Origin of the sequence: Flavobacterium olei, assembly GCF_039749035.1 — a bacterium.
Lineage (GTDB): Bacteria > Bacteroidota > Bacteroidia > Flavobacteriales > Flavobacteriaceae > Flavobacterium > Flavobacterium olei.
The window spans coordinates 564,353-586,509 of sequence record NZ_JBDKWC010000003.1 but is presented as its reverse complement, the minus strand read 5'-3'; the positions used below and the strand labels follow the sequence as shown (position 1 = coordinate 586,509).

Below are 22,157 nucleotides of genomic sequence, written 5' to 3'. Positions count from 1 at the left end.
AATCATGAAAATCCGAATTTTATATATCTTCTGCATCGGTTTTCTTCTGTTACTGAGTTCTTGCGGCACTTCAAAATCAAAACATCATATTCCTGATCTCACCAATTTTAATGCTGAAAAACCAGTGGTTAAGAAACTCTCGGACAGTAGTTTTATTTCTGGAAAAAATTCATTTTTAAAAAATAAACAAGGTCTTTGGGAACTCTATGTGCAGGGTGATCCTTTGCAAATTGGTCTTGCAACCGGAGCTTTAACCGATTCTCTTTTGCAAAAGCAGCAACGCATTTTTTTCTCTAAAATAACCGATATTGTTCCGTCTAAATTTCAACAAAAATTACTGCGCCATTTTTTAAATTGGTACAATCGTAAATTGTATCTGAATGTTCCAAACGAATATCAAAGCGAAATTTATGGAGTTTCACGATATACCTCACATGAATTTGACAATATCGCAACACAATACCAACGCAGTCTGTATCTGCATGGCGCACATGATATCGGACACGCTTTGCAGGATCTGGCATTGGTTGGCTGCTCTTCTTTTGCAGCGTGGAACGACAAATCAGAAGATGGAAGTTTAATTCTGGCACGTAATTTTGATTTTTATGTAAATGATGCTTTCGCGGAAAATAAAATCGTTGCCTTTATAAAACCGGAAAATGGAAATCCTTTTATGATGGTGACCTGGCCCGGAATGATCGGCGCTGTTTCGGGAATGAACCTTGAAGGATTAACGGTTACGATTAATGCATCGAAATCCAAAATTCCGCTTAGCGCGAAAACTCCGATTTCGATTTTAACACGCGAGATTTTACAACATGCCAACACTATTGAAGAAGCTGTTGCAATTGCAAAAAAAAGGAAAGTATTTGTTTCTGAGTCGATTATGGTAGGAAGTGCAAATGACAATAAAGCCGTTTTAATTGAAGTTTCTCCGGAAAAAATGGATGTATTTGAAGTGGCAAACAGCAATGAATTAATTTGTTCAAATCATTTTCAGGGCGAAGCTTTTCAAAATGATAAAAGAAATAAGGAACAAATTGCCAACAGCCATTCTGAATATCGTTTGGAGAGAATGCAGGAACTTTTGAATCAAAATCCTAAAATGAATCCAAAAATTGCATCTGAAATTTTAAGAAATAAGGAAGGTCTGCAAAATATTGCTTTAGGTTTAGGAAATGAAAAAGCACTGAATCAGCTTTTAGCACATCATGGAATTATTTTTAAACCCAAAGAAAAACTGGCCTGGGTTTCGGCAAATCCGTATCAGCTGGGTGAATTTGTATGTTACGATTTGAAAACTGTTTTTAAGGAAAGACCTGATAATCAACCAAAATCCTTTGAGATTGAAGAATTAAATATTGCTAAAGATGATTTTTTAAATTCAAAATCCTTTTCGGATTTTCAGAAATTTAAAATTGAAAATCATAAAATTGACCTTGCTTTAGAAAAAAAAGAAATTCTCTCAAACGATTATCTGCACTATTATGAATCACTAAACCCCAATTATTGGGTTGTGTATTACAAAACAGGATTGTACTTTTATCAGCAGAAAGAGTATGCTTCCGCGAAAGCGAATTTCGAAAAAGCATTAACCAAAGAGATTACCACCGCTCCTGAAAAAGCATCAATTGAAAAATATTTAAAAAAAGTCAAAAGAAAATTACAATGATTCCAGATATAGAAAAAGAATCTTTAGAACAAATTAAAATTTTTCAAGAGCAGAAGCTAAGTGAACTTTTAGAATACATTGGTAAAAATTCTCCTTTTTATAAAAGACTTTTTGCGGGACAAAATATCGATATTTCAAAAATAAAAACGCTTGCAGATTTACAACATTTGCCTGTTACCACAAAAGAAGATTTACAGCAGTACAATGATGATTTTTTGTGTGTTCCGCAGCATAAAATTATCGATTATGCCTCGACATCCGGAACTTTGGGCGATCCGGTAACGTTTGGTTTAACCGATTCTGATCTGGACCGACTGGCGTATAATGAAGCCATTTCTTTTGCCTGTGCCGGAATTGCAGAAGGCGATGTGGTACAGTTAATGACCACAATTGACCGAAAATTTATGGCAGGTCTGGCTTACTTTTTAGGTTTAAGAAAATTGAAAGTTGGTGTTATTCGCGTGGGCGCCGGAATTCCCGAAATGCAATGGGATTCTATTTTAAAATACAACCCGTCGTATTTAATTACGGTTCCTTCCTTCCTTTTAAAATTAATAGAATATGCCGAAGTTCACGGAATCGATTATAATAATTCGAGTATTAAAGGAGCAATTTGCATCGGAGAATCATTAAGGGAACAAGATTTTTCGATGAATATTTTATCGAAAAAAATTACAGATAAGTGGAATATTAAGTTGTTTTCGACTTACGCTTCTACAGAAATGAGCACTGCTTTTACAGAATGTCAGCACGGAAAAGGCGGGCACCATCATCCTGAATTGATTATTGTCGAAGTCCTGGATGAAAACAACATACCTGTGAAAAATGGGGAAACCGGCGAATTGACTTTTACAACTTTGGGCATTGAAGCGATGCCTTTGTTACGTTTTAAAACGGGCGATATGGTACAGCTCCATGATGAACCTTGTGCCTGTGGACGAAATACTTTTCGCGTGGGTCCGGTTGTTGGCCGTAAAAAACAAATGATCAAATACAAAGGAACAACGCTTTATCCTCCGGCGATGAATGATGTTTTGAGTAGTTTTGATACTATCGAAAATCATTTGATTGAGATTTCGACAAACGATTTAGGTACCGATGAAATCCTGATTAAAATTGCGGCAAAAAACCAGACACCGGAATTTCTTCAGGAAATAAAAGACCATTTCAGGGCCAAATTGAGAGTTACTCCAAAAATAGAATTTGCTTCAAAAGAAATTCTGAATCCTTTGGTTTTTAATCCGATGAGTCGAAAACCAATTCGGTTTTTTGACTATCGGTCTTAGTATGGGGACAAAGGTTCAAAGGAACAAAGGAACAAAGTATTCCTAATTGTCTGATAAAAAACCTTTGAACCTTTGCCACTCTGAACCTTTAAACCTCAATTTGGTACAAATTGAACTAAATGTTGTAATTTTGCAAAAAATATACAATATGGTTAAGATTGGCAATATAGAACTTCCCGAATTTCCTTTATTACTGGCTCCGATGGAAGATGTAAGTGATCCGCCGTTTCGCAGGTTATGCAAAACGCACGGAGCCGACATGATGTACTCTGAGTTTATTTCTTCAGAAGGACTAATTCGCGATGCCATAAAAAGCCGAATGAAACTGGATATTTTTGATTACGAACGCCCTGTTGGAATTCAGATTTTTGGTGGTGACGAGGAGGCAATGGCACTTTCCTCAAAAATTGTTTCTACTGTAAAACCAGATTTAGTTGATATTAACTTTGGCTGTCCGGTAAAAAAAGTGGTTTGCAAAGGAGCCGGAGCCGGAGTTTTGAAAGATGTGGATTTGATGGTTCGTTTAACTAAGGCGGTTATCAGAAGCACCGATCTTCCTGTAACAGTAAAAACACGTTTAGGTTGGGACGAAAATTCTATAAATATTGATGAAGTGGCCGAAAGACTTCAGGATATTGGTGTTCAGGCTTTAACAATTCACGCAAGAACCCGTGCTCAAATGTATAAAGGTCATTCTGACTGGTCGCATATTGCACGCGTAAAAAATAATCCGAGAATTACAATGCCAATTTTTGGAAATGGAGATATTGATAATCCTGAAAAAGCTTTAAAATATAAAAATGAATACGGAATTGACGGAATTATGATTGGCCGTGCTGCCATTGGTTATCCGTGGATTTTTAATGAAATCAAACATTTTTTTAAAACAGGTGAACATTTACCTGCTCCAACAGTTATTGATCGTGTTGAAGCTGCACGAAATCATTTGCAATGGTCGATGGACTGGAAAGGAGAACGCCTTGGAATTGTCGAGATGCGTCGACATTATACCAATTATTTCAAAGGAATTCATTCATTTAAAGAATTCAAACAAAAATTAGTTACAACGGATGAGCCTGAAAATCTTTTTGCCATTATGAAGGAGATTGAAGAAGTTTACGCCGGATATGAATTTGTTTAAATCAGACATTTATAACAACAAAAAAGACCTTCAAAATTGAAGGTCTTTTTTTTATATTAAACTTGTACTCTCTTCCACTTCCCTCTTTTATAAAAAAAGATTCCAGCCAGAGTAATGGCAGTTTCCGCAACCGGAATAGCAATAAAAACTCCGGTAGGACCCATATTAAAATGTTTGGCCAAAACATACGCCAGCGGAATCTGGAACAACCAAAAACCGAAGAAATTTATTCCGGTTGGTGTCCAGGTATCACCAGCACCATTGAAGGTATTGATTAAAACCATTCCGATTCCGTAGAAAATAAAGCCTATACTCATAATTTGTAATGCTTCAATCGCAATGGTTTTTACTTGTTCATCATTGGTAAAAAATGAAATAATATATTGGCCAAAAACCAGCGTAATAATCATAATTGAAGCCATAAAAATAACATTGTAACGTGCAGTTGTATAAACAGACTTCTCGGCACGTTCGATTTGTTTCGCTCCTAAATTCTGACCGACCAAAGTTGCGGCTGCATTACTTAAACCCCAGGCCGGAAGAATGAAAAACATCATAATTCTCAAAGCAGTCTGATAGCCTGCAGAACCATGATCTCCACCGGTTGTAGCTACCAATTGCGCTAAGAATATCCAACTACAGGAAGCAATTACAAATTGCAAAATTCCGGGAGCTGCAATTTTTATTAAAGCACGAATTTGTTTAAAATCAGGAGCAAAATAAGCAATATTGATTTTGAGAATTCCGTTTCCAAAAAACAGGTGATAAACCTGATACAAAACTCCAATGGTCCTTCCAATCGTTGTAGCCAAAGCGGCACCTACTAATCCAAAAGCAGGAATCGGTCCTAAACCATTTATTAAAACCGGACACAAAATAATATTGCACATATTAGCAATCCAAAGACTTTTCATGGCAATAGCGGCATTTCCGGCACCACGAAAAATTCCGTTAATCAGAAATAAAAGCATAATACAAAGGCTGCTTCCAATCATTATTTGCGTAAATCGGTAACCGTGTTCGGCAGATTCTACAGAAGAACCCATCAGGATTAAAATATCTTTAGCATAGAAAATTCCTAAAATGCTCATTACACTATTTACTGCTATTGCTATAATGATAGCCTGCATCCCGGCTTTTGCAGCAGCGACCGGATCTTTTTCGCCTATTCGCCGTGCAACAACTGCTGTGGCCGCCATACTCATTCCGATGGCGAGCGAATAAATTACCGTTAAAACTGATTCGGTTAAGCCTACTGTCTGAATTGCAAAACTGCTGTGCTCCAAATGTCCGACGAAATATAGATCGACTAAAGCAAAAACCGATTCCATCATCATTTCTAAAACCATCGGAATGGCCAATAAAATTACGGCTCGTTTTATGCTTCCTGAGGTATAATCAAAAGATTCATCCCCTTTTAAAGCTTGTTTTAGTGTAGTATAAATTTTCGAAAATAAATTGTCTTTTATAGTTGTTTCTGTCATGATATATTAGGATAAATAAAAAAATTGGTCCAGATATTTTAACCTGAACTAAAAAAAAAGTAAACGTAAAGTATCCTAATTATTCTAAAAAAATAAAATAGGATTAGGCAGAAACAATCATAGACTATAGATTTATAAGGCGGTAAATATAATAATTTTTTTTAACAAGAAATTAATCCAGTAATTTTTTAGTTACCCGACTACTTGCAATTAAGGACGCAATAAATCCAAGAGAGATAATTGTCGCCATTACAATTAATACATTTTCTATTGTAAAAACAACAGGATATGCCAAAGTTGGCGTGATCATAATAAGTTCAAACTGCTGCTGTAAAAGCACAAGGATTATTCCCAAAACAAGTCCGGTGACACCGCCGAAAAGACTAAGTAATGTTCCCTGAAGAAGAAATATTTTGCGAAGATGGCCAATATCTGTTCCTAAGTTGAAGAGGGTTTTAAGATTTCCTTTTTTCTCTAAAATCATCATAATCAATGCGCCAATTAAATTAAAAAGCGCTACAATAATGACTAAAGTAAAAATCAAATACACGGCTATATTTTCGGTATTGAGCATTTTGTATAAAGACTCATTCAATTGTGCCCTGTTTTTTAATGTAACCGTATTTTTGAAAATAGCATTAAGCTGTTTTTTAACAGCATTCTCATCAGCATTTTCTTTTAATTTAAATTCGATTCCAGAAATCTGATTGGGTTTATACACTAATAATTCCTGTACCAAACCTAAATCTGCAAATACATATTTGGAGTCTAAATCTTCGCTGATTGAATAAATTCCTACTGGTAAAACATCTGTTTTATTAAAAGCTTCTTCGGGATTTTCGATTGCTCCTTTTCCTGGTTTGGGCGCAAAAATCTGAAGTGGATTTTCGAAATCAAGAATTCCCATTGAGAAATTTTGAGATAATCCGTAACCAATAACTACCTGATAACTATCGGGCTTAAGCCACTGGCCGTTGAATAGCTTCTTCTTAATATCATTTACAACAGGATATATACTGTCAACACCCTTCAAATAAGTTACCTGCTGTTTGTCTTTAAACAAAAACAAAACGCGTTCTTCTATAATTTTGGTGTAAGAAGCGACGCCATCGATTTTTTTTAGTTGAGATTCGTGATCAGGAGTAAGTAAAAATGACTTGCCGTATGTGGTTGTCAATTTTAAATCCGGATCAATTTCATTTGTAAACGAAAGACTGAAGACTTTCAGCCCGCTGAAAACAGATAAAACCACAAACAAAGCCATTGTACCAACAATGATTCCCATGCTGGCAATGCGGTTGATAATATTAATAGCATTGTTTTTACTTCTGCTAAAAATATAACGTTTGGCTATGTATAATGGGAAATTCAATTTATGACTTTCTTCTTTTTTCTAAAAGATCACGATTTTCGATTGGATTTTCTCTGTTTGATAATGCGTTGTCTATTTTCTCAATATAATCCAACGAATCATCTATAAAGAAAACTAAATTTGGAACACGGCGCAATTGCAAACGAACGCGCTGCGATAAATCATGTTTTATTAATGTTGAATTAGATTTAATTCCTTCTAAAGTTTCTTGTGCTTTTTCCTGAGGAAAAATACTTAAATACACTGTGGCTACAGATAAATCTGTTGTTACGCTAACTTTGGATACTGAAATTACCAAGTTGGTAATTCCATTTTTTCTCACTTCACCCTGCAAAATATCAACCAGATCTTTCTGAATTACTCCGCCAATTTTTTTCTGTCTATTTGTTTCCATAGTGCAAAAATACTACTTTTTAAATTTAATCTGTATACTTTCAGTTTCAGGAAAGAAGTAATTTTTATTTGTCAGATTTAATTTTGCAAAAAACGTTATTGATTTCCAAAAAAAAGGGAGCAAAAATTGCTCCCTTTAAATTATCTGTTTTGCAGCCATCCTTCCGGATTGTTATATGTTGTATTTTGAAGAATCAGGAATTTAATAATTGTTCTTCCTGTATCACCGCTTGTTCTCACTTTTCCAAGACTTTGTTTAACTTTTACTTTATCGCCTTGTTCAACCGATACAGAACTAAGATTTTGGTATACGGTAAAATAATCCCCATGCTGAATAAAGACTGCTCTGTTTACCGGAGATAATGCAATAACTTTGGAAACCGTTCCCTCAAAAACTGCACGAGCTGTTGCACCATTTTCTGTAGTAATCTCAACTCCTGAATTGTGTACCGTAATGGACGGGTGCAAGGGGTGAGGGTTATCTCCATAACCCAGAGATATAAATCCTTTTTCAACCGGCCAAGGTAACTTTCCTCTGTTCGCTTTAAAATCGGCAGCTAAAATTTTACCTTCTGGTGTTAGTGTAATTTTGTCTGAAGAGGCAGGAGGTGGCGTATCTGGTAGATCACTATCTTTAGTCTCAATACCCTTTTTCTTGTTCTCTTCTATTATTCTTCTTCTTTCTTCCTCTATTTTTCTTCGTCTCTCTTCATTTGCTTTCCTGATTTGTTCTCGAATAAGATCTTTAATTTTTCCATCAATTACTTTTGACTCTTTTTGCTTTGATTTAATATCAGCCGCAATTTTACTTTTATCCTTTTTGAGGGAATTAACTAATTTTTGTTGTTCTTTTTTCTCAACTTCAAGCGTAACTTTTTCTTTTTGATTTTCGGCTATAATCTTCTTTTTTACTTGTCGCTGACCATCCAACTTTGCATTAAAATCTACTAATTGAGCTGTTTTAGACTGAATTTCTAAACCTTGATTTTTTCTGAAATTCGTATATTGTTTTAAATATTGTGCTCTTTTATATGCTTGTAAAAAACTATCAGAAGATAAAATAAACATAGCTCGACTTTGCTGAGATCGGCTTTTGTAGGATTTTAAAATCATTACAGCATAATCTGCTTTTAAAATTTCAAGCTCTTTTTTAAGTTTATTAACCTTAACCTGATTGATATACATATCGTTACTAATCAGCTTTTCCTGTTTTGCCGTAGTATTAATTAATTTCTCTTTCAATTTGATTTTGTTCGCCTGAATCAAATATTCATTTACAGCAGATTTTTCCTTTTTACGAACAGACTGAAGCATTTTTTCATTGTCTCTAATTTCCTGCTGAATCTGAGCTTTACGCTGCTCCAGTTTTTCTTGCTGTGAATCTTGTGCAAATACAAAAGTAGTCGCACACATTAAAATTAGGCTTAGGAGAAATTTTGGCATGTTTATGTTTTCTTTTTGCAAATTTACTTAATTAAAACTCGTTTATATCCGCTTGGAACGCTGTACGGAAAAGAAAGTTCTTCGTTAAAGGTAATAGTATTGTAATTCAGACTAATACTTGTTTTTCCTTTTGGCTGTACGGCATTGATTTCGATACTTGTCGGAATGGTTCCCTGATTAAAAACTTTACTGTCTGAATAGGCAATTTGTAAAGTTCTGTTTTCTGATGGCTGCGAAATCTCTTCTTTCTGAATAAGATATTTTTCTCCATCCAGGAAAAAAGTTTTTTTCAAATTAGCTTCTTTTTGTTCGTCAAGTCTAAAAAGGTTATCTACAATTGTCTGTGTATATTTTCCTTTTCGTAAATCATCAAAAGCTTCACCAATCAATAAATTTTGAACTTTAGAATAATCTAAATCTGTTCCCAGCCATTTACTCAGACTGGTAAAATCACCTTCGTAATATGTGCTGTTTATTTTTTCGTAGTAACTTACAGCAGAAGGAGTTATTAAAGCTTTTGCCATTGTGATCCCTAAGAAACGAACGCTTATTAAAATTTGTTTGTCTTTTTCAATTCTAATTTCTGCAGTAACATTCTGGCTTTGTTTTTCGTCTACATATTTTGCACTCGCTTTTATGTAAAGAGTCGAAAAGTCTAATTTATTATCGTAATGTTTTTCTATTACTTTTTTATCCTCTTTTGTCGTAACGTTCTGGCTTGTATTTCCCTGCACTGCCACTGCCTTTGATTTACATGAAATCACTGCAAGGGACAGAATAAGTATTGCTATATATTTTTTCATCTGATTCTCTTTTATTTTTTCTTTTTCAATAATTCATTTGCCTTCAAAAAGTATTCCTCTTTTTTTCTGGCGTCTCCTAATCCATTAAATGCTTCTCCTAACTGAATATTAAAATCTGCTTCAAGTTTAGCGTCATCAACTACATAATCAAGCCCCATTTCTAAAACGGTTTTTGCATTTTTAAATTGCTTTAACTGATTGTTTCCTAAACCGGCATAATAATAAAACTGTGGCTGACTCGGATATACCTCGATCATTGTCATCGCTCTTTTGGTCAATGGTTCAAACTGATTGGCCTTTGAATAAGCATCCAATAACAATAAATTCGTTTCACGTTCTGTTTCTGAATTTGCCTTTAAATCTTTTTCGTAATACTTAATTGCGTTTTCAAATTGTCCTTTACTGTGATAAAATTTTCCAATTTCTTTTGCAACATCAACATTTGGATCATTATCAAAATAAGAAATTGCTTTTTCTAAATCTGTTGAATATTGGGGATTTTTATTCACAAAGATTAAGAACTCATTTAAAGTTCGGTGTTTTATTTTTGAATCAATTTTGGAACTGGCCAAAATTACATTCATCGATTTTATGGCTTTATCGGCCTGATTGGCATCCAAATAGGTTTTGAATAAACTTACCTGAGCCCATTCTGAATTTGGAATTTCCTTCGCTAATTGTTTGGCTACTTCCAGCGATTTTTCATTTTCATTGTTTTTTGAATATAAAAGAATAAGATTCAGATAATTGGATTCTTCTTTTGGATCTTTTTTAATCTGCTGAACAAGATTATCTATTTCTGCATTTTGATATTTTCCCTGTGATAATATCTGAGCTTTATAAATTTCACGATCAGAAGATTTTCCGAACTTATCATTCATTTCATTAATCGCCGTCAATGCTTTATCGTATTGATTGGTAATCATGTATAATGAAATCAAATCGTCTTTGTACTCTTCGTCAAAAACAATAATTTTTTGAATAGTCTCTATTGCCAGCGGATAATTTTTGGTTTCGTAACTTACATCATAAATCCCCAGCCAAAACCATTTATTTTTAGGATCCAATTGTGTGGCTTTTTCGAAAGCATTTTGTGCGTTTTGATATTCTTTCAGCGACAGGTAATTTTTTCCTAATTCGAAATAAGCAACTGCATCATTGGGTTTCAGCTTAATGCATTTTTCCAGTGATACAATGGCTTTATCGTAATTTTCAATTCCTTTTTGTTTTAATGATTCATAAAAAGAGTCCTGATATTCATCTGTCGCCATAGCAATATCTTCGGGTTCTGTCTGTGCAAAAACCGAAAACGTACTTCCAAACAAAGCGAAAAATAATATAGTTAAGACTTTCTTTTTCATTGTTTTAATCCCTCTAAACAAAAACGAAACTTTTTTAGTTTTTATTCTAAAACTGCATAATCACCAATGCTGATACTGGTAAACTTACCATCATAACTAACATGATTTCCTATCATTGCGTTATCTAAGTTAGCATTTTTAATTTGAGAATACGTCTGTACCAAACTATTTTTGATTGTACTGTCTGTTACATAACATCCTTTTCCTAAAGAAACATTTGGGCCTACTGTTGCATTTTTGATCACAACATTTTCTCCAATATAACATGGCGGAATAATGGTTGCATTTTCCAGCGTTACATCATAATCTACCAAATGTTCGCCGTCATTATGCAAAAAGCCTAACATTCTTGTATTGGTTTCAACGGTAACATCTTTATTTCCGCAATCCATCCATTCGTCTACACTTCCGGTTTTAAAAACTTTTCCGTTTGCCATCATAGCTTTAATTCCGTCATTGATCTGATATTCACCGCCGTTCTGAATATTATTATCCAATACACTTTGAAGTTCATTTCTTAAAACGCCAACTTCTTTGAAATAGTAAATCCCGATAACGGCTAAATCACTTACAAACTCTTTTGGTTTTTCAACCAATTCGATAATTTCATTGTTCTGATTTAGTTTCACAACACCAAAAGCTTCCGGCTGATCAACTTGTTTTACCCAAATCACAGCATCTGCTGAAGGATCCAATTCAAAATCGGCTCTAATTAAAGTATCTGCATAAGCAATTACAGCTGGCCCTGAAAGAGATTCTTTTGCACACATTATCGCGTGCCCGGTTCCCAAAGGCTGATCCTGACGATAAATTGACGCTTTTGCCCCAAGTCCTTTTGCCAATTCTTCTAAACTTTTTACCACATCATCTCCAAAAAAAGCTTCGTCTCCTAAAATAAAAGCTACTTCTTCTATTGGTTCTTTTAATATTTTTGCAATATCTTCAACTAAGCGGTGTACTATAGATTTTCCGGCAACGGGAATTAATGGTTTAGGAACGGTTAATGTATGTGGTCTAAGTCTTGATCCGCGGCCTGCCATGGGCACTATTATCTTCATCTTATTTAATTTTATTGGAAGATTTAGAAAATCTTCATTGGGTTTGGTCTTTCTTTTTTTAACTATGTATGAATTCTCCCGAATTTATTTTACTCCGGTGCTTCCAAAGCCTCCTTCGCCTCTTGATGTTTCAGAAAGTGTCTCCACTTCGATCCATTCTGCTCTTTCGTGTCTGGCGATAATTAACTGCGCGATTCTTTCACCATTTTCGATTATAAATTCATCATTAGATAAATTTACTAAAATTACACCAATTTCACCTCTGTAATCGGCATCAATAGTACCTGGTGAATTTAAAACCGTAACGCCCTTTTTAGCTGCCAGACCACTTCTTGGTCTTACCTGAGCTTCGTAACCAATTGGTAATTCTATAAAAAGTCCTGTTTTTACAATTGTTCTTTCTAAAGGTTTTAACGTAATTGGCTCTGTAATATTGGCACGCAAATCCATTCCTGCAGATGCGATAGTTTCGTAATTGGGTAAATCGTGTTGCGATTTATTGATAATTTGAATTTTCATTTGTAAGTATAAATTTGTAAAGCACTTATTTTCTTTTCATTATTCCTTTAATCGTAGCTTTTTCATAATGATAAACCATGTACATAAAAGCTAATAATAAAGGAATTCCAACTAGATAATTTTCCCTGAATCCGTAAAATGAGATTACAGAAAACAGAATTGAAACTCCAAGATAAGCTCCAATTTTGTTCATATCATAAGGAATTGGATAATATTTATTTCCTAAAATATAAGAAATCAGCATCATACTTCCGTAGGCTGAAATTGTTGCAATTGCCGAACCGTAATAACTATATTTCGGAATTAAAAAATAATTTAAAACTAAAGTTACAATGGCTCCTACAATAGAAATATAGGCGCCAATTTGGGTTCTGTCGGTAAGTTTGTACCAAACCGAGAGGTTATTATAAATACCCAAAAAGAAATTTGCCAGAATAATAAGGGGTACAACCTTCATGGCTTCCCAATACGACTTATTGTCTAATAATAAATATTTTAAGACATCTGCAAAAACAATAACTCCCAGTAAAATTAAGGAACCAAGAATTACAAAGTATTTGGTAATCACGGCATAAGTCTGAGGAGCATTTTCGTTTTTGGCGTGACTAAAAAAGAAAGGTTCAATTCCTAGCCTGAACGCGGTTGCAAAAAGCACCATAAATAATCCAAGTTTATAACAGGCAGAATAAGCCCCTACTTCAGATTTTGCTAAATTTTCTGGTAATAAATAGCCCAGAAGAATTTTATCGAAATGTTCGTTAACCGCAAAAGCCAGACCTGCAACTAAAATAGGCAATCCATATTTCATCATTTTTCTCCAGAGTACGGGATCAAATTTTCGTCCAAGCGAAAGATAATTGGGAGAGAGTACAATAAAAGTTGCCAAACTTGCCAAAAGATTTGCTATGAAAATATAAGCTATCTGAAAGTTTTCGACATATAAATTATCCCAGACAGAATTGGGGTTTGAAGCGGCTAATTTTGGCAAATACATCAAAAAGAAAATATTCAGCAAAAGATTTATAACCACATTTCCGATTTTAATTGCTGCGTAAACCATCGGCCTCTGATTAGCTCTTAATTTAGAAAACGGAATCAAAACCAATGCGTCCAAAACTAAAATCCAAACCGTATAAGTTACATACTGAACATCTACTTCTGCTAAATTAGCAAGAGTATTTCTAAAAATTAAAGCAACAAAAAGAAAAATAATTGAAGTCCAAAATATTGAAATTGTAGAAGTTGCAATTACATTTTTCTTATCTTCTTCGGCGCTGTAAAATCTAAAAAATGCAGTTTCCATTCCGTACGAAAGGACAACATTAAAGAAAACCATCCAGGACAATACAATTGAAACTTCACCATACTCTGCTGTAGGTAAAATTCCTGTATATAATCTCACTAATAAAAAACTCAGCATTCGCGGTAAAACTGTCGCCAGTCCGTAAATTGCCGTTTGCTTGAATAGACTTTTATATAATCCCAAAATACAATTCTAATAATGTTTGTAAGACAAAAATAACCATTTCTTTTGTTTAATGATGCTTTTGTTGGTGCAATAAAGAAAAGTTATGCCTGTTTTATACGGTCATTTTTTTTTCGTCTAAGATTTTCACGAAATGAAATCCTTTTGGAGCATAGCCCTGATTGTAGTAAAATCGATGCGCACCAAAATTTCCTGTAAAAGCATCCAGAACAATACTGCTGCATTCTAAAGAATTTGCTTTTTGTTCTATATAATCAGTTAATAACTTTCCAATACCTTTTGAGCGATAATCTGGATGTACCACAAAATTATCAATTTCAAGATATTTACCTGTCCATAATTTAGTTGCAGACCAGCAACCGGTAATTCCTAAACATTGTTGTTCATCAAACACTCCGATCTGTGTATAATTATGAGGAACCATTTGAGAAAGATACGCTTCATATTTTTCTTCGGAAATGTTTAGATAAAGAAATCGAATCGTTTCAATCTGGGCAAGCATTTCTTTGATAGTGGTAAGTTCTTTGATTGTAAATTTCATAGCATCTTTAAATAGAGTTCAAAATTAATCAAAAAAACAATTAAGAATTCCGATGAAAAGTATGCCTTTTAACTGAGCAAAAAATATTATTTCTCTTCGGCGACACTAAATTTTACATTTTTCTGCGTTTCTTTCGGTTCCGGAATATCTTCTTCGGTAAATGTTTTTAGGATTTTTTGATTTAGTTTTTTGAGTTTTACAATTCTGTTTGCCTGATTTTGAACACATTTCTCAAATAAATTTCTCACAACTCTGGCGTTTCCAAAACTTTCGTCTTTCTCAGAAAACAATAATTCAAAAGTATCTGTAAGCTTTTCTTTTGCTTCTTCTGAAACTATAAAATCTGATTTTTTACAAAACGATTCAAAAATTTGAAATAATTCGTCGGGAGTAAAATGTTTAAAATGAAAGAATCTATTAAAACGAGATCTTAATCCCGGATTAGATTCTATAAAAATCTGCATCGGTTCTGTATAGCCGGCAACAACAACGGCAAGATCATCGCGGTGATCTTCCATTCTTTTTATTAAGGTGTTTACGGCTTCTGTCCCATAATCGTTTCCGGTAAGATTTTGTGTTAATGCGTAAGCTTCATCAATAAACAAAACCCCGCCAAGACTAGATTCTACAGCACTATTTACTTTTGTCGCTGTTTGCCCGACGTAACCCGCAACTAAACCTTCTCTGTCGGTTTCAAACATTTGGCCTTTGGATAAAAATCCTAAATGCTTAAAAATTCGGCTCAGCAATCTTGCGACCGATGTTTTTCCTGTTCCCGGAGGGCCTAGAAAAACGGTATGCAAAGTGATCTCAACATTTTTTAATCCTTGTTTCGATCTCTTTTTTTGTATTTCTAATAAATTAATTAGTTCGGCAACATCTTGTTTTACTTCTTTTAAACCTATTAAAAGATTTAGTTCTTCCAGCACTTTTTCCAGCGTATCTTCTTCTGGTAAATCTGCTGTGTTTTTGTCTGTACTTTTTGATTTTTTCAAACCCAAAAAATCATTCAGAGCAACATTGCTTTCAAACTTTTTATTAAAAGCAAATTGAATAAAATTTTGATATTTAGTTGTAATTTCTTCTAGTTTTGCATGCTTGGTTTCAGATAAAATCTCTGGCAGTAAATATTGATTTTGCTGTTCGTTTGCAAATGTTATTTTATTTTCCTGTTTAATTTTTACCAACAGATTTTTAAAATCATTCGAAAAAACCAGCTGATTTAATTCACTCACAGAATTGGCGTCTGCAAAATGTTTATTTCGCAAAGCGTCGTAATAATAGGCGAGAACAAATTGTGCTTTTTCGTTTTTAGTTTCGGGGAGTTTCTCGAAAATTTCGATAATATCCGAAAGAAAAAAATGTTCTGCTTTTAGCAATAATCCCGAAGAAGGAGAAACGCGATTGTTTATTTTCTGAATAAAATCTGAATCTTGATTTAACACATTACAGATTTCAAGAATACTAAGGGTTTCTCTGTTTAAATCATTAATAAACGAAGCCGTAAAAACGGCTTCATTTTGATTTTTATCTGTTTCTAAATATTTTTTTAGAGACAGAAATGATTCTTCTAAAATCGATATTGGATTCTTTTTTGACATATAAATTGTTTAAGAAATCATCATCTGATGTATAATTTCTTTTGATAATTCTAAGTGTTCTCCGCAATAATCTTTCCACGCCAATCCCATTTCTCTTAAATCGTATTTGGCAACGATGGTTCCGTAGCTTTGTAATTTTCCGTCGATTGTCGGGTAACCGATAACGTAAATGGTTTGGGCTAATTCCAACGCCAATTCAATATCGTGAGTGGAGAAAATAACGGTATTTACTTCCGAAGATTTTCCCAGTAAATCAAATGCTTTTTTTACTTCCTGAATGTTTCCAACGTCTAATCCTGAGAATGGTTCATCTAAAACAATAAACTGGTCAGACGAAAACAACTGTTCAATAATCGCGGTTCTTTGTCTTTGTCCGCCAGAAAGTTCGTTAGGATATTTGTCTTTACAATTCTCTAAACCCCATTCTTTTAGGTATTGTTTTATTTTAGTTTCTTTTTCAGATTCTGAAAGCTTGGTTTTTCTCAACGAAAATTTTAAAGCTTCGGTAACGGTTTTATGTCTAAATAAAGTGTATTTCTGATCTACTAAACCTATATCGCCTTCCTTAACTGGTTTGGCTGCATTGGGTTCGCTGTTTTCAAAATCTCTAATTAATACTTTTCCCGTGTTTGAAGGAACTAATCCTGTCAATGCCTTAAAAAACGTAGATTTTCCTCTGCCCGATCTTCCTAAAAAAGCAATAACCTGACCTGTACATTCTACATTCGGACGTATAACATCTTTTTCTATTACATTAATATCTTTAATGATAACGGTATCATCATACGCCACGCTAAGATTTTCTACGTATAAAAGCGTTTCTTTAAATTCGTGTGTCATGATTATATTTTTGAATATCTAAATATGGCTTTTCTTAAGTAATTGATTCCTGCGTCTAAACCAAGTCCTATTAATAATATGATGATTTGAAGCGCAATAATACGTCCGGTATTCATGAATTTATCAGAGTTTTTGATTAAAAATCCTAAACCTCCAGAAGCTACAACTATAGATTCTACCGTAACAAGCATCATCCAGGTAATGGCAAGATTTTGTCTGATTACATCTATTACATAATCTATTCGTCCTAAAATAATAACCTGCCAAAGCACTTCCCATCTTGTACATTTTAGCATTTTGGCGTGATCAAATTCTTCTTGTGGAATATCTTTGATTACAGCAATTAATGAGGTTGTTAAAAACGTAGTCAGGAAAATTACTAAAATCCAAACCTGCATCATTCGAGCTTCGTGAATCACCATTGTGATATAAAACGAAAGTCCGGTAAAAGGTAAAAAACGAAATTTAGTAACAAATTCTGAAATTGATTTTAATAACGGAATAGGCCATGAATAAGCTAATATTAATGAAATGAATGTTGCTAAAAAAATAGAGATAAAACACAATTTTAAAGAATTGAAAATATGTTCTACCAATCCTTCTCTATATAATTCCTGAAAACCCGTTAAAACCTGAGCTGGAGAAGGAAACAAATGTTTTTCGCCAGAAGTGGCGGCAAACCAAATAATTATCAAAAGTACTAGCCACCCTGTTAAAATTAGGGTTTTATTGGTCTTTGATATTTTTTCAAAGGGCGTTAAAAATTTTATCATATTTATAGTAAAGGCTGTCCCGTAAGACAGCCTTTTATATTAAATTATTATTTTAAGAAAGTAATAACTACACGTCTGTTAAGCGCTTTTCCTGCAGCAGTATTATTATCACCGATCGGATCATTTTGTCCTTTTCCGTCAACCATTTGAAAACGGTTTGCAGGAATTCCTTTTTGTTTCAAATAATTTACAACCGCTTCTGCTCTGCTTTTTGATAAAGCTAAATTAGAATCTGGATTTCCGATATTATCGGTGTGTCCCACAACCGTTAATTTTGTGTTTTCTGCCTGAACAAGAAGGTTGTAGATTTTTTCTACTTCTTTGCTTGAACTGTTAGAAATTTCTGCACTTCCGGTATTGAAATTAATTTTCCATTCTCCAGAAGCCACAACTTCTGTTGCTTGATTACTATAATCTGCTTTATCTGCAGATGTTGACTCAATGTCATTAATGTTTTTCAGGAAGAATAAGTTTACCGCTTGTTCATAAGGAACAACCGCTCCAACATTTTCGTTAAATCCAAAAGGATTCAATTCTGTTAAATATCCGGCAACTTGATTGTACACAGATTTATATCTGTTTACACCATCAGACAAACCATAATATTGCATTGCATCAGCATAATTAAATACTTTTGAACCTCCCATATTATAAGTCAATCCGCCTTTTGTTCCTTGCTGGCCTTTAAACATTTTATACCAATAATCTGCAGTTTCTAATTTGTAAGTATCTGCAACTGCCTGAGAAGCTCTCACTTTCCAGTCTTCATAATTTTTCATTTGGTTTGAAGCTGTAAGGGCCGATTTCAAAATATTAGAAACAATATCAGGATTTTTTTCTGCCCATTCTTTCACACCAATAATTGTTGTTGGCATCTGGTTGTTAAATTCTTTTGTAGAAACGATATCAACAAAACCAGTCAATTTATCAAAAACTGTTTTATCACCTGGAGTCCAAGTTGCACAACCGTCGATTTTTCTGTTTACTGTTTTTCCAGTTAATTTTCCGTCAACAACTTCTTTTAATGTAACTGTCCAACCTGTAGTTTGCGATTTAATCAATTCTTCTGCAGATTTGATATAGTCATCATTTTCAGATGGATAAATGTTTACTGCATCTGCATCGTAAGTTGCAGGATCAGGATTTACTTTTAAACCGTTTGCAAAACAGTAGTTTACTGTAGTAACCCAGTCACCGTCTCCAAGAACTGCAGAAATTACAGACCCTTTCATAGATTTTGGATCCGATTTCCAGTTTGGAGGTCCGATTAATTTATCTTCTCCGTAACTCATACCTACAGCACCCATAACTTGTACGTGGTATTTGTCTTTTCCGTATTTTTCGTTTAAAGATTTCTGAACAGAACTAATGTAAAACGGTGCTCCGTCTCCCATAATTATCACCGCAAAAGCACTTTTATCTGAACTTGGAAAAGCTTCGCCTTTATCAAATTCTTCAATAAATTTCATTTGCATATTACGCAATTCTGAAAGCCAGTCCTGACGGATAATTTCAAGATTAACTCCGTTTTTTTCCATCAAAGAACCTTTTGTTGTTTTAGGTCCACCGTTAGAAACAATAATTCCAGATTGTGCATTCCATGCATATGCAGCAATTCTTACTAAAGGTTTGTTGGCAACTTCTGAAGAAATTTCAGTACTTGGCAATGGTATTTTTTGAGCATTTGTAACGTTATTAACATCTGTAGAGTTAAGTTCCATCCCGTCTAATTGCTTCGAAACGGCGGTTTTAATTCCAGGAGAGATGTAATAGACTCCGGCTAAAATTGCTCCAATTGCAACGATCACAATTAATAATTCAGAAAACGTAGTTAATTTTTCTGTTCTTAAAATTTTTCCCATTTTATATTTAAAATTTAAATTTATGTATTAAAAAATATCCCCAAAACCGCCGCTTGATAATTTATCTTCTTTAGTCATTTTATAATTCGGACTTGTATATTTTGTTGAGTCTGGAATCGTGTTGTCTCCGGTTTTAATTTCATCAGCCAATGAATCTAATCTAGAATACAATTCGTCATTATCAACAGAATATTTAGAAGTTAAAGCATCAATGTCAATTAAGTTTTCAGATGTTTTGGCAATATCCTGAGCAATTGTAGAAGTTACTACTTCAAGTGCGTATTCCAGTTCCCAGTCTTTAGTAAACATCATGGCGCTTTTTGCACTTTCTGTAGCTTCTTTGGCATTTCTTGCAAACTCATATTCTTTTTGAAGCATTGTAACAGTGGCATCAAAATCGGCAATTTTAATATCGATTGCTGTTCCGGCCAAAGTTAATTTTCTATCCATTTTTCCTAAAACATTCGCACGAACGCCATATTTCTGGATAAAACTTTTACTTTGCTCATATTGAGTTGAGATTCTTTGCGAATCGCTTAGTTTTCTAGCTAATTCACTTTGCAGGGCTACATACTCGTCTGTATCTCTTGCCGCAACCCCATTCGCTTTTACCATTTCATCCATGGCAGATTTTAATCTTTCTGACTGACGTTGTAAACTTAAAACCTGTTCCTGAAATGACTTGGCTTCTTTTTCGGCCTTATTGGCTTCAATTTCCATTTCGCCTTTTAGTCCTTTTAGCTTAGCTTTTGTATTTTTAAAAACTTCACGGTTTTTAATCATCTTTTGTTTCTGCTCTTCTAACTCATTAAAAGGATTACTTTGAATCAATGCTTTATGAAGATTTTTTGTTGCAAAACGAAGTCCTTTCATAATAACAGGAAACATCATCACTAAGAAAACTAAGAACACTCCTGTTGCAGATAATGCGATTGCCTGCCCAAGCATTGTAAATAATGGCGGAATAATATAAGTCCAGACTAAATATCCTCCAACTCCTAACAATCCTAATGCTAAAGCCCAAAACAATGACTTTTCGCCTTTTTTAAGTACTCCTGATTTTAAAGCAATTTCACCTTTAGATTCATCAAAGTGTTTTAAGATTGGTAATGATAAAAGAGTGCTTTTCTCTTGTTCGAATTTGTCCATTATAGATATTGATTAATTCCTGTGATTACAGTGTTGATTGATGATAATATTTTTTGTTTTGCTAAATCGTTGGCTTCCATTTTTAATTGAATTTCCGAAAGCTGTTCCATATTTTTTGGATCAATTTTTTGAAGCTCCATTTTCTTAGTTTCCAATTCTTTTTGAAGTTCAATAATTTTGGCTTCTAAATCAGAAATATTTTTAGACAAATTGTATTTTTCTTTTGTAATACTATTATCTAATTCAGATTTTTTAGTTTTACCAACAGCATCGTATTTGGCGTATACCTTTTCAATTTCGCTAATATAAAAACCTGATTTCTCCAAAAGAAACTCTTTTGTCAAATCCGATTTTATCGTTTTTCCCATCGTAAAAGCCATCTGATAACTCTGCGGATTTGTAACTCCTACAGCCATCACAGATTTGTACAATTCAAAAAAATCAAAACCATCAGCATTTAATGAATCAAAACCTTTATTATAAACTTCAAAAATTTCGTTTAAAAAAGGATTTGTCACTGCGTTTGCCGGAAATGTTTCTGTAGCTTGCGTTGGGAATTTATTATCAGGTGTTGATACAATTGGTGCTGCAGGCTGAGCCGGAGCTGATCCTTCGTTCTTAGCAGCTTCATCATTAATAAAAAGGCTCTTCCAATTAAAACTTTCTTTTGCCATTGTTTAGTTGATCTATTTTTTAATACTTCTTTGGTTGTTAAATGTTATACGTACAGAATGTTAAAAAGTTACTAAAAAAAGTAAATAAATGTAAGTATTTTTACTGTCAAATAGTTAACTTATTCAAATAGGATTATCATCTATTAATTTTATTAAATAATAGTACAAATTATTTCATCTTAAATTTATGATTAAGATGCCCAAGATAAAAAACTTAGATGATGATTAAGAATCAATAGTATCTAAAAACCATAATTAAATAGTAATATAACTTTTAGGTACTATAATCTTCTTATCTAAATAATTGTATCGCTTCACAATTCTGATTATCAATATATTATGTTTAGCATAACCAAACATGTGAAATATATAAAGATCACATGGAAATTGTGTAAGATTTTTTTCCTAAAGCTTTCTTAAATTTGTCCACAGGGATTGAGAAAGCTAAATACAACCCTTATAAAAAAGGAAGCACTGGGACTGATAAAGCTTGTTTGTTCCCATAAAAGACAAAGCACAAAGGGATTGAAGATAGCTAAAATGTAACCCTTACAAAAAAACTAAGCATTGGGACTAATATAGCTAGTTTGTTCCCATGAAAGACAAAGCAAAGGGATTGATTCTGCTGAAATGTAACCCTTAAAAAAACAGAGCCGTGGGACTAATAAAGCTAGTTTGTTCCCAAGAAAGACAAAGCAC

19 protein-coding genes are annotated in these 22,157 nt (G+C 33.7%); 3 read left to right on the top strand and 16 right to left on the bottom strand.

What is annotated here, in order from left to right:
- The first annotated feature begins 4 nt into the window (after positions 1-4).
- The 3 genes from ABEB31_RS10230 to dusB all read left to right on the top strand — a co-directional run bounded on the left by ABEB31_RS10230 (position 5) and on the right by dusB (position 4,099).
- Positions 5-1,672, top strand: a complete 1,668-nt coding sequence (locus ABEB31_RS10230) for a C45 family autoproteolytic acyltransferase/hydrolase (protein ID WP_347051526.1) — start codon at positions 5-7, stop codon at positions 1,670-1,672.
- On the top strand, positions 1,669-2,958 hold the full coding sequence (flxY, locus tag ABEB31_RS10225) for a flexirubin biosynthesis putative acyl-CoA ligase FlxY (RefSeq protein WP_347051525.1): 1,290 nt from the start codon (positions 1,669-1,671) through the stop codon (positions 2,956-2,958). Before ABEB31_RS10230 ends, flxY begins: the two co-directional genes overlap by 4 nt.
- A gap of 148 nt (positions 2,959-3,106) precedes the next feature.
- On the top strand, positions 3,107-4,099 hold the full coding sequence (gene dusB / locus ABEB31_RS10220) for a tRNA dihydrouridine synthase DusB (RefSeq protein WP_347051673.1): 993 nt from the start codon (positions 3,107-3,109) through the stop codon (positions 4,097-4,099).
- Between the two features lie 56 nt (positions 4,100-4,155).
- Here dusB and ABEB31_RS10215 read toward each other — a convergent pair whose 3' ends face one another.
- The 16 genes from ABEB31_RS10215 to ABEB31_RS10140 all read right to left on the bottom strand — a co-directional run bounded on the left by ABEB31_RS10215 (position 4,156) and on the right by ABEB31_RS10140 (position 21,458).
- Positions 4,156-5,583: an MATE family efflux transporter gene (locus ABEB31_RS10215; protein ID WP_347051523.1), complete on the bottom strand. Its 1,428-nt coding sequence runs from the start codon at positions 5,581-5,583 to the stop codon at positions 4,156-4,158.
- A 172-nt stretch (positions 5,584-5,755) separates the two neighbouring features.
- Positions 5,756-6,955, bottom strand: coding sequence for an ABC transporter permease (locus ABEB31_RS10210; RefSeq protein WP_347051521.1), 1,200 nt, complete (start codon positions 6,953-6,955; stop codon positions 5,756-5,758).
- Between the two features lies 1 nt (position 6,956).
- On the bottom strand, positions 6,957-7,349 hold the full coding sequence (gene rbfA, locus ABEB31_RS10205) for a 30S ribosome-binding factor RbfA (protein ID WP_347051519.1): 393 nt from the start codon (positions 7,347-7,349) through the stop codon (positions 6,957-6,959).
- A 140-nt stretch (positions 7,350-7,489) separates the two neighbouring features.
- The gene (locus ABEB31_RS10200) at positions 7,490-8,791 is read right to left on the bottom strand and encodes a murein hydrolase activator EnvC family protein (protein ID WP_347051517.1); all 1,302 of its coding nucleotides are present in this window, start codon (positions 8,789-8,791) and stop codon (positions 7,490-7,492) included.
- Positions 8,792-8,814: 23 nt separating this feature from the next.
- On the bottom strand, positions 8,815-9,594 hold the full coding sequence (lolB1, locus tag ABEB31_RS10195) for a lipoprotein insertase outer membrane protein LolB1 (protein WP_347051515.1): 780 nt from the start codon (positions 9,592-9,594) through the stop codon (positions 8,815-8,817).
- 11 nt (positions 9,595-9,605) lie between these two features.
- Positions 9,606-10,955, bottom strand: a complete 1,350-nt coding sequence (locus ABEB31_RS10190) for a tetratricopeptide repeat protein (protein ID WP_347051513.1) — start codon at positions 10,953-10,955, stop codon at positions 9,606-9,608.
- Positions 10,956-10,996: 41 nt separating this feature from the next.
- Complete coding sequence (locus ABEB31_RS10185; RefSeq protein ID WP_347051511.1) at positions 10,997-12,013, bottom strand: sugar phosphate nucleotidyltransferase; 1,017 nt, start codon at positions 12,011-12,013, stop codon at positions 10,997-10,999.
- Between the two features lie 84 nt (positions 12,014-12,097).
- Positions 12,098-12,532: a dUTP diphosphatase gene (gene dut / locus ABEB31_RS10180; protein WP_347051509.1), complete on the bottom strand. Its 435-nt coding sequence runs from the start codon at positions 12,530-12,532 to the stop codon at positions 12,098-12,100.
- 25 nt (positions 12,533-12,557) lie between these two features.
- A complete protein-coding gene (locus ABEB31_RS10175; protein ID WP_347051507.1) occupies positions 12,558-14,018 on the bottom strand; it encodes a lipopolysaccharide biosynthesis protein in 1,461 nt (486 codons plus the stop codon).
- A 94-nt stretch (positions 14,019-14,112) separates the two neighbouring features.
- A complete protein-coding gene (locus tag ABEB31_RS10170; RefSeq protein WP_347051505.1) occupies positions 14,113-14,559 on the bottom strand; it encodes a GNAT family N-acetyltransferase in 447 nt (148 codons plus the stop codon).
- 86 nt (positions 14,560-14,645) lie between these two features.
- Complete coding sequence (locus tag ABEB31_RS10165; protein WP_347051504.1) at positions 14,646-16,160, bottom strand: AAA family ATPase; 1,515 nt, start codon at positions 16,158-16,160, stop codon at positions 14,646-14,648.
- A gap of 9 nt (positions 16,161-16,169) precedes the next feature.
- Positions 16,170-17,000: an ATP-binding cassette domain-containing protein gene (locus ABEB31_RS10160; RefSeq protein ID WP_347051502.1), complete on the bottom strand. Its 831-nt coding sequence runs from the start codon at positions 16,998-17,000 to the stop codon at positions 16,170-16,172.
- A 2-nt stretch (positions 17,001-17,002) separates the two neighbouring features.
- Complete coding sequence (locus ABEB31_RS10155) at positions 17,003-17,773, bottom strand: ABC transporter permease (protein ID WP_347051500.1); 771 nt, start codon at positions 17,771-17,773, stop codon at positions 17,003-17,005.
- A 47-nt stretch (positions 17,774-17,820) separates the two neighbouring features.
- On the bottom strand, positions 17,821-19,635 hold the full coding sequence (locus ABEB31_RS10150) for an OmpA family protein (protein ID WP_347051498.1): 1,815 nt from the start codon (positions 19,633-19,635) through the stop codon (positions 17,821-17,823).
- Positions 19,636-19,662: 27 nt separating this feature from the next.
- A complete protein-coding gene (locus ABEB31_RS10145; RefSeq protein ID WP_347051496.1) occupies positions 19,663-20,784 on the bottom strand; it encodes a DNA repair protein RecN in 1,122 nt (373 codons plus the stop codon).
- Positions 20,784-21,458 (bottom strand): hypothetical protein, encoded by a 675-nt coding sequence (locus ABEB31_RS10140; RefSeq protein ID WP_347051494.1) that lies wholly within the window; start codon positions 21,456-21,458, stop codon positions 20,784-20,786. The genes ABEB31_RS10145 and ABEB31_RS10140 overlap by 1 nt, the downstream gene beginning before the upstream one ends.
- Between the last annotated feature and the right edge of the window lie 699 nt (positions 21,459-22,157).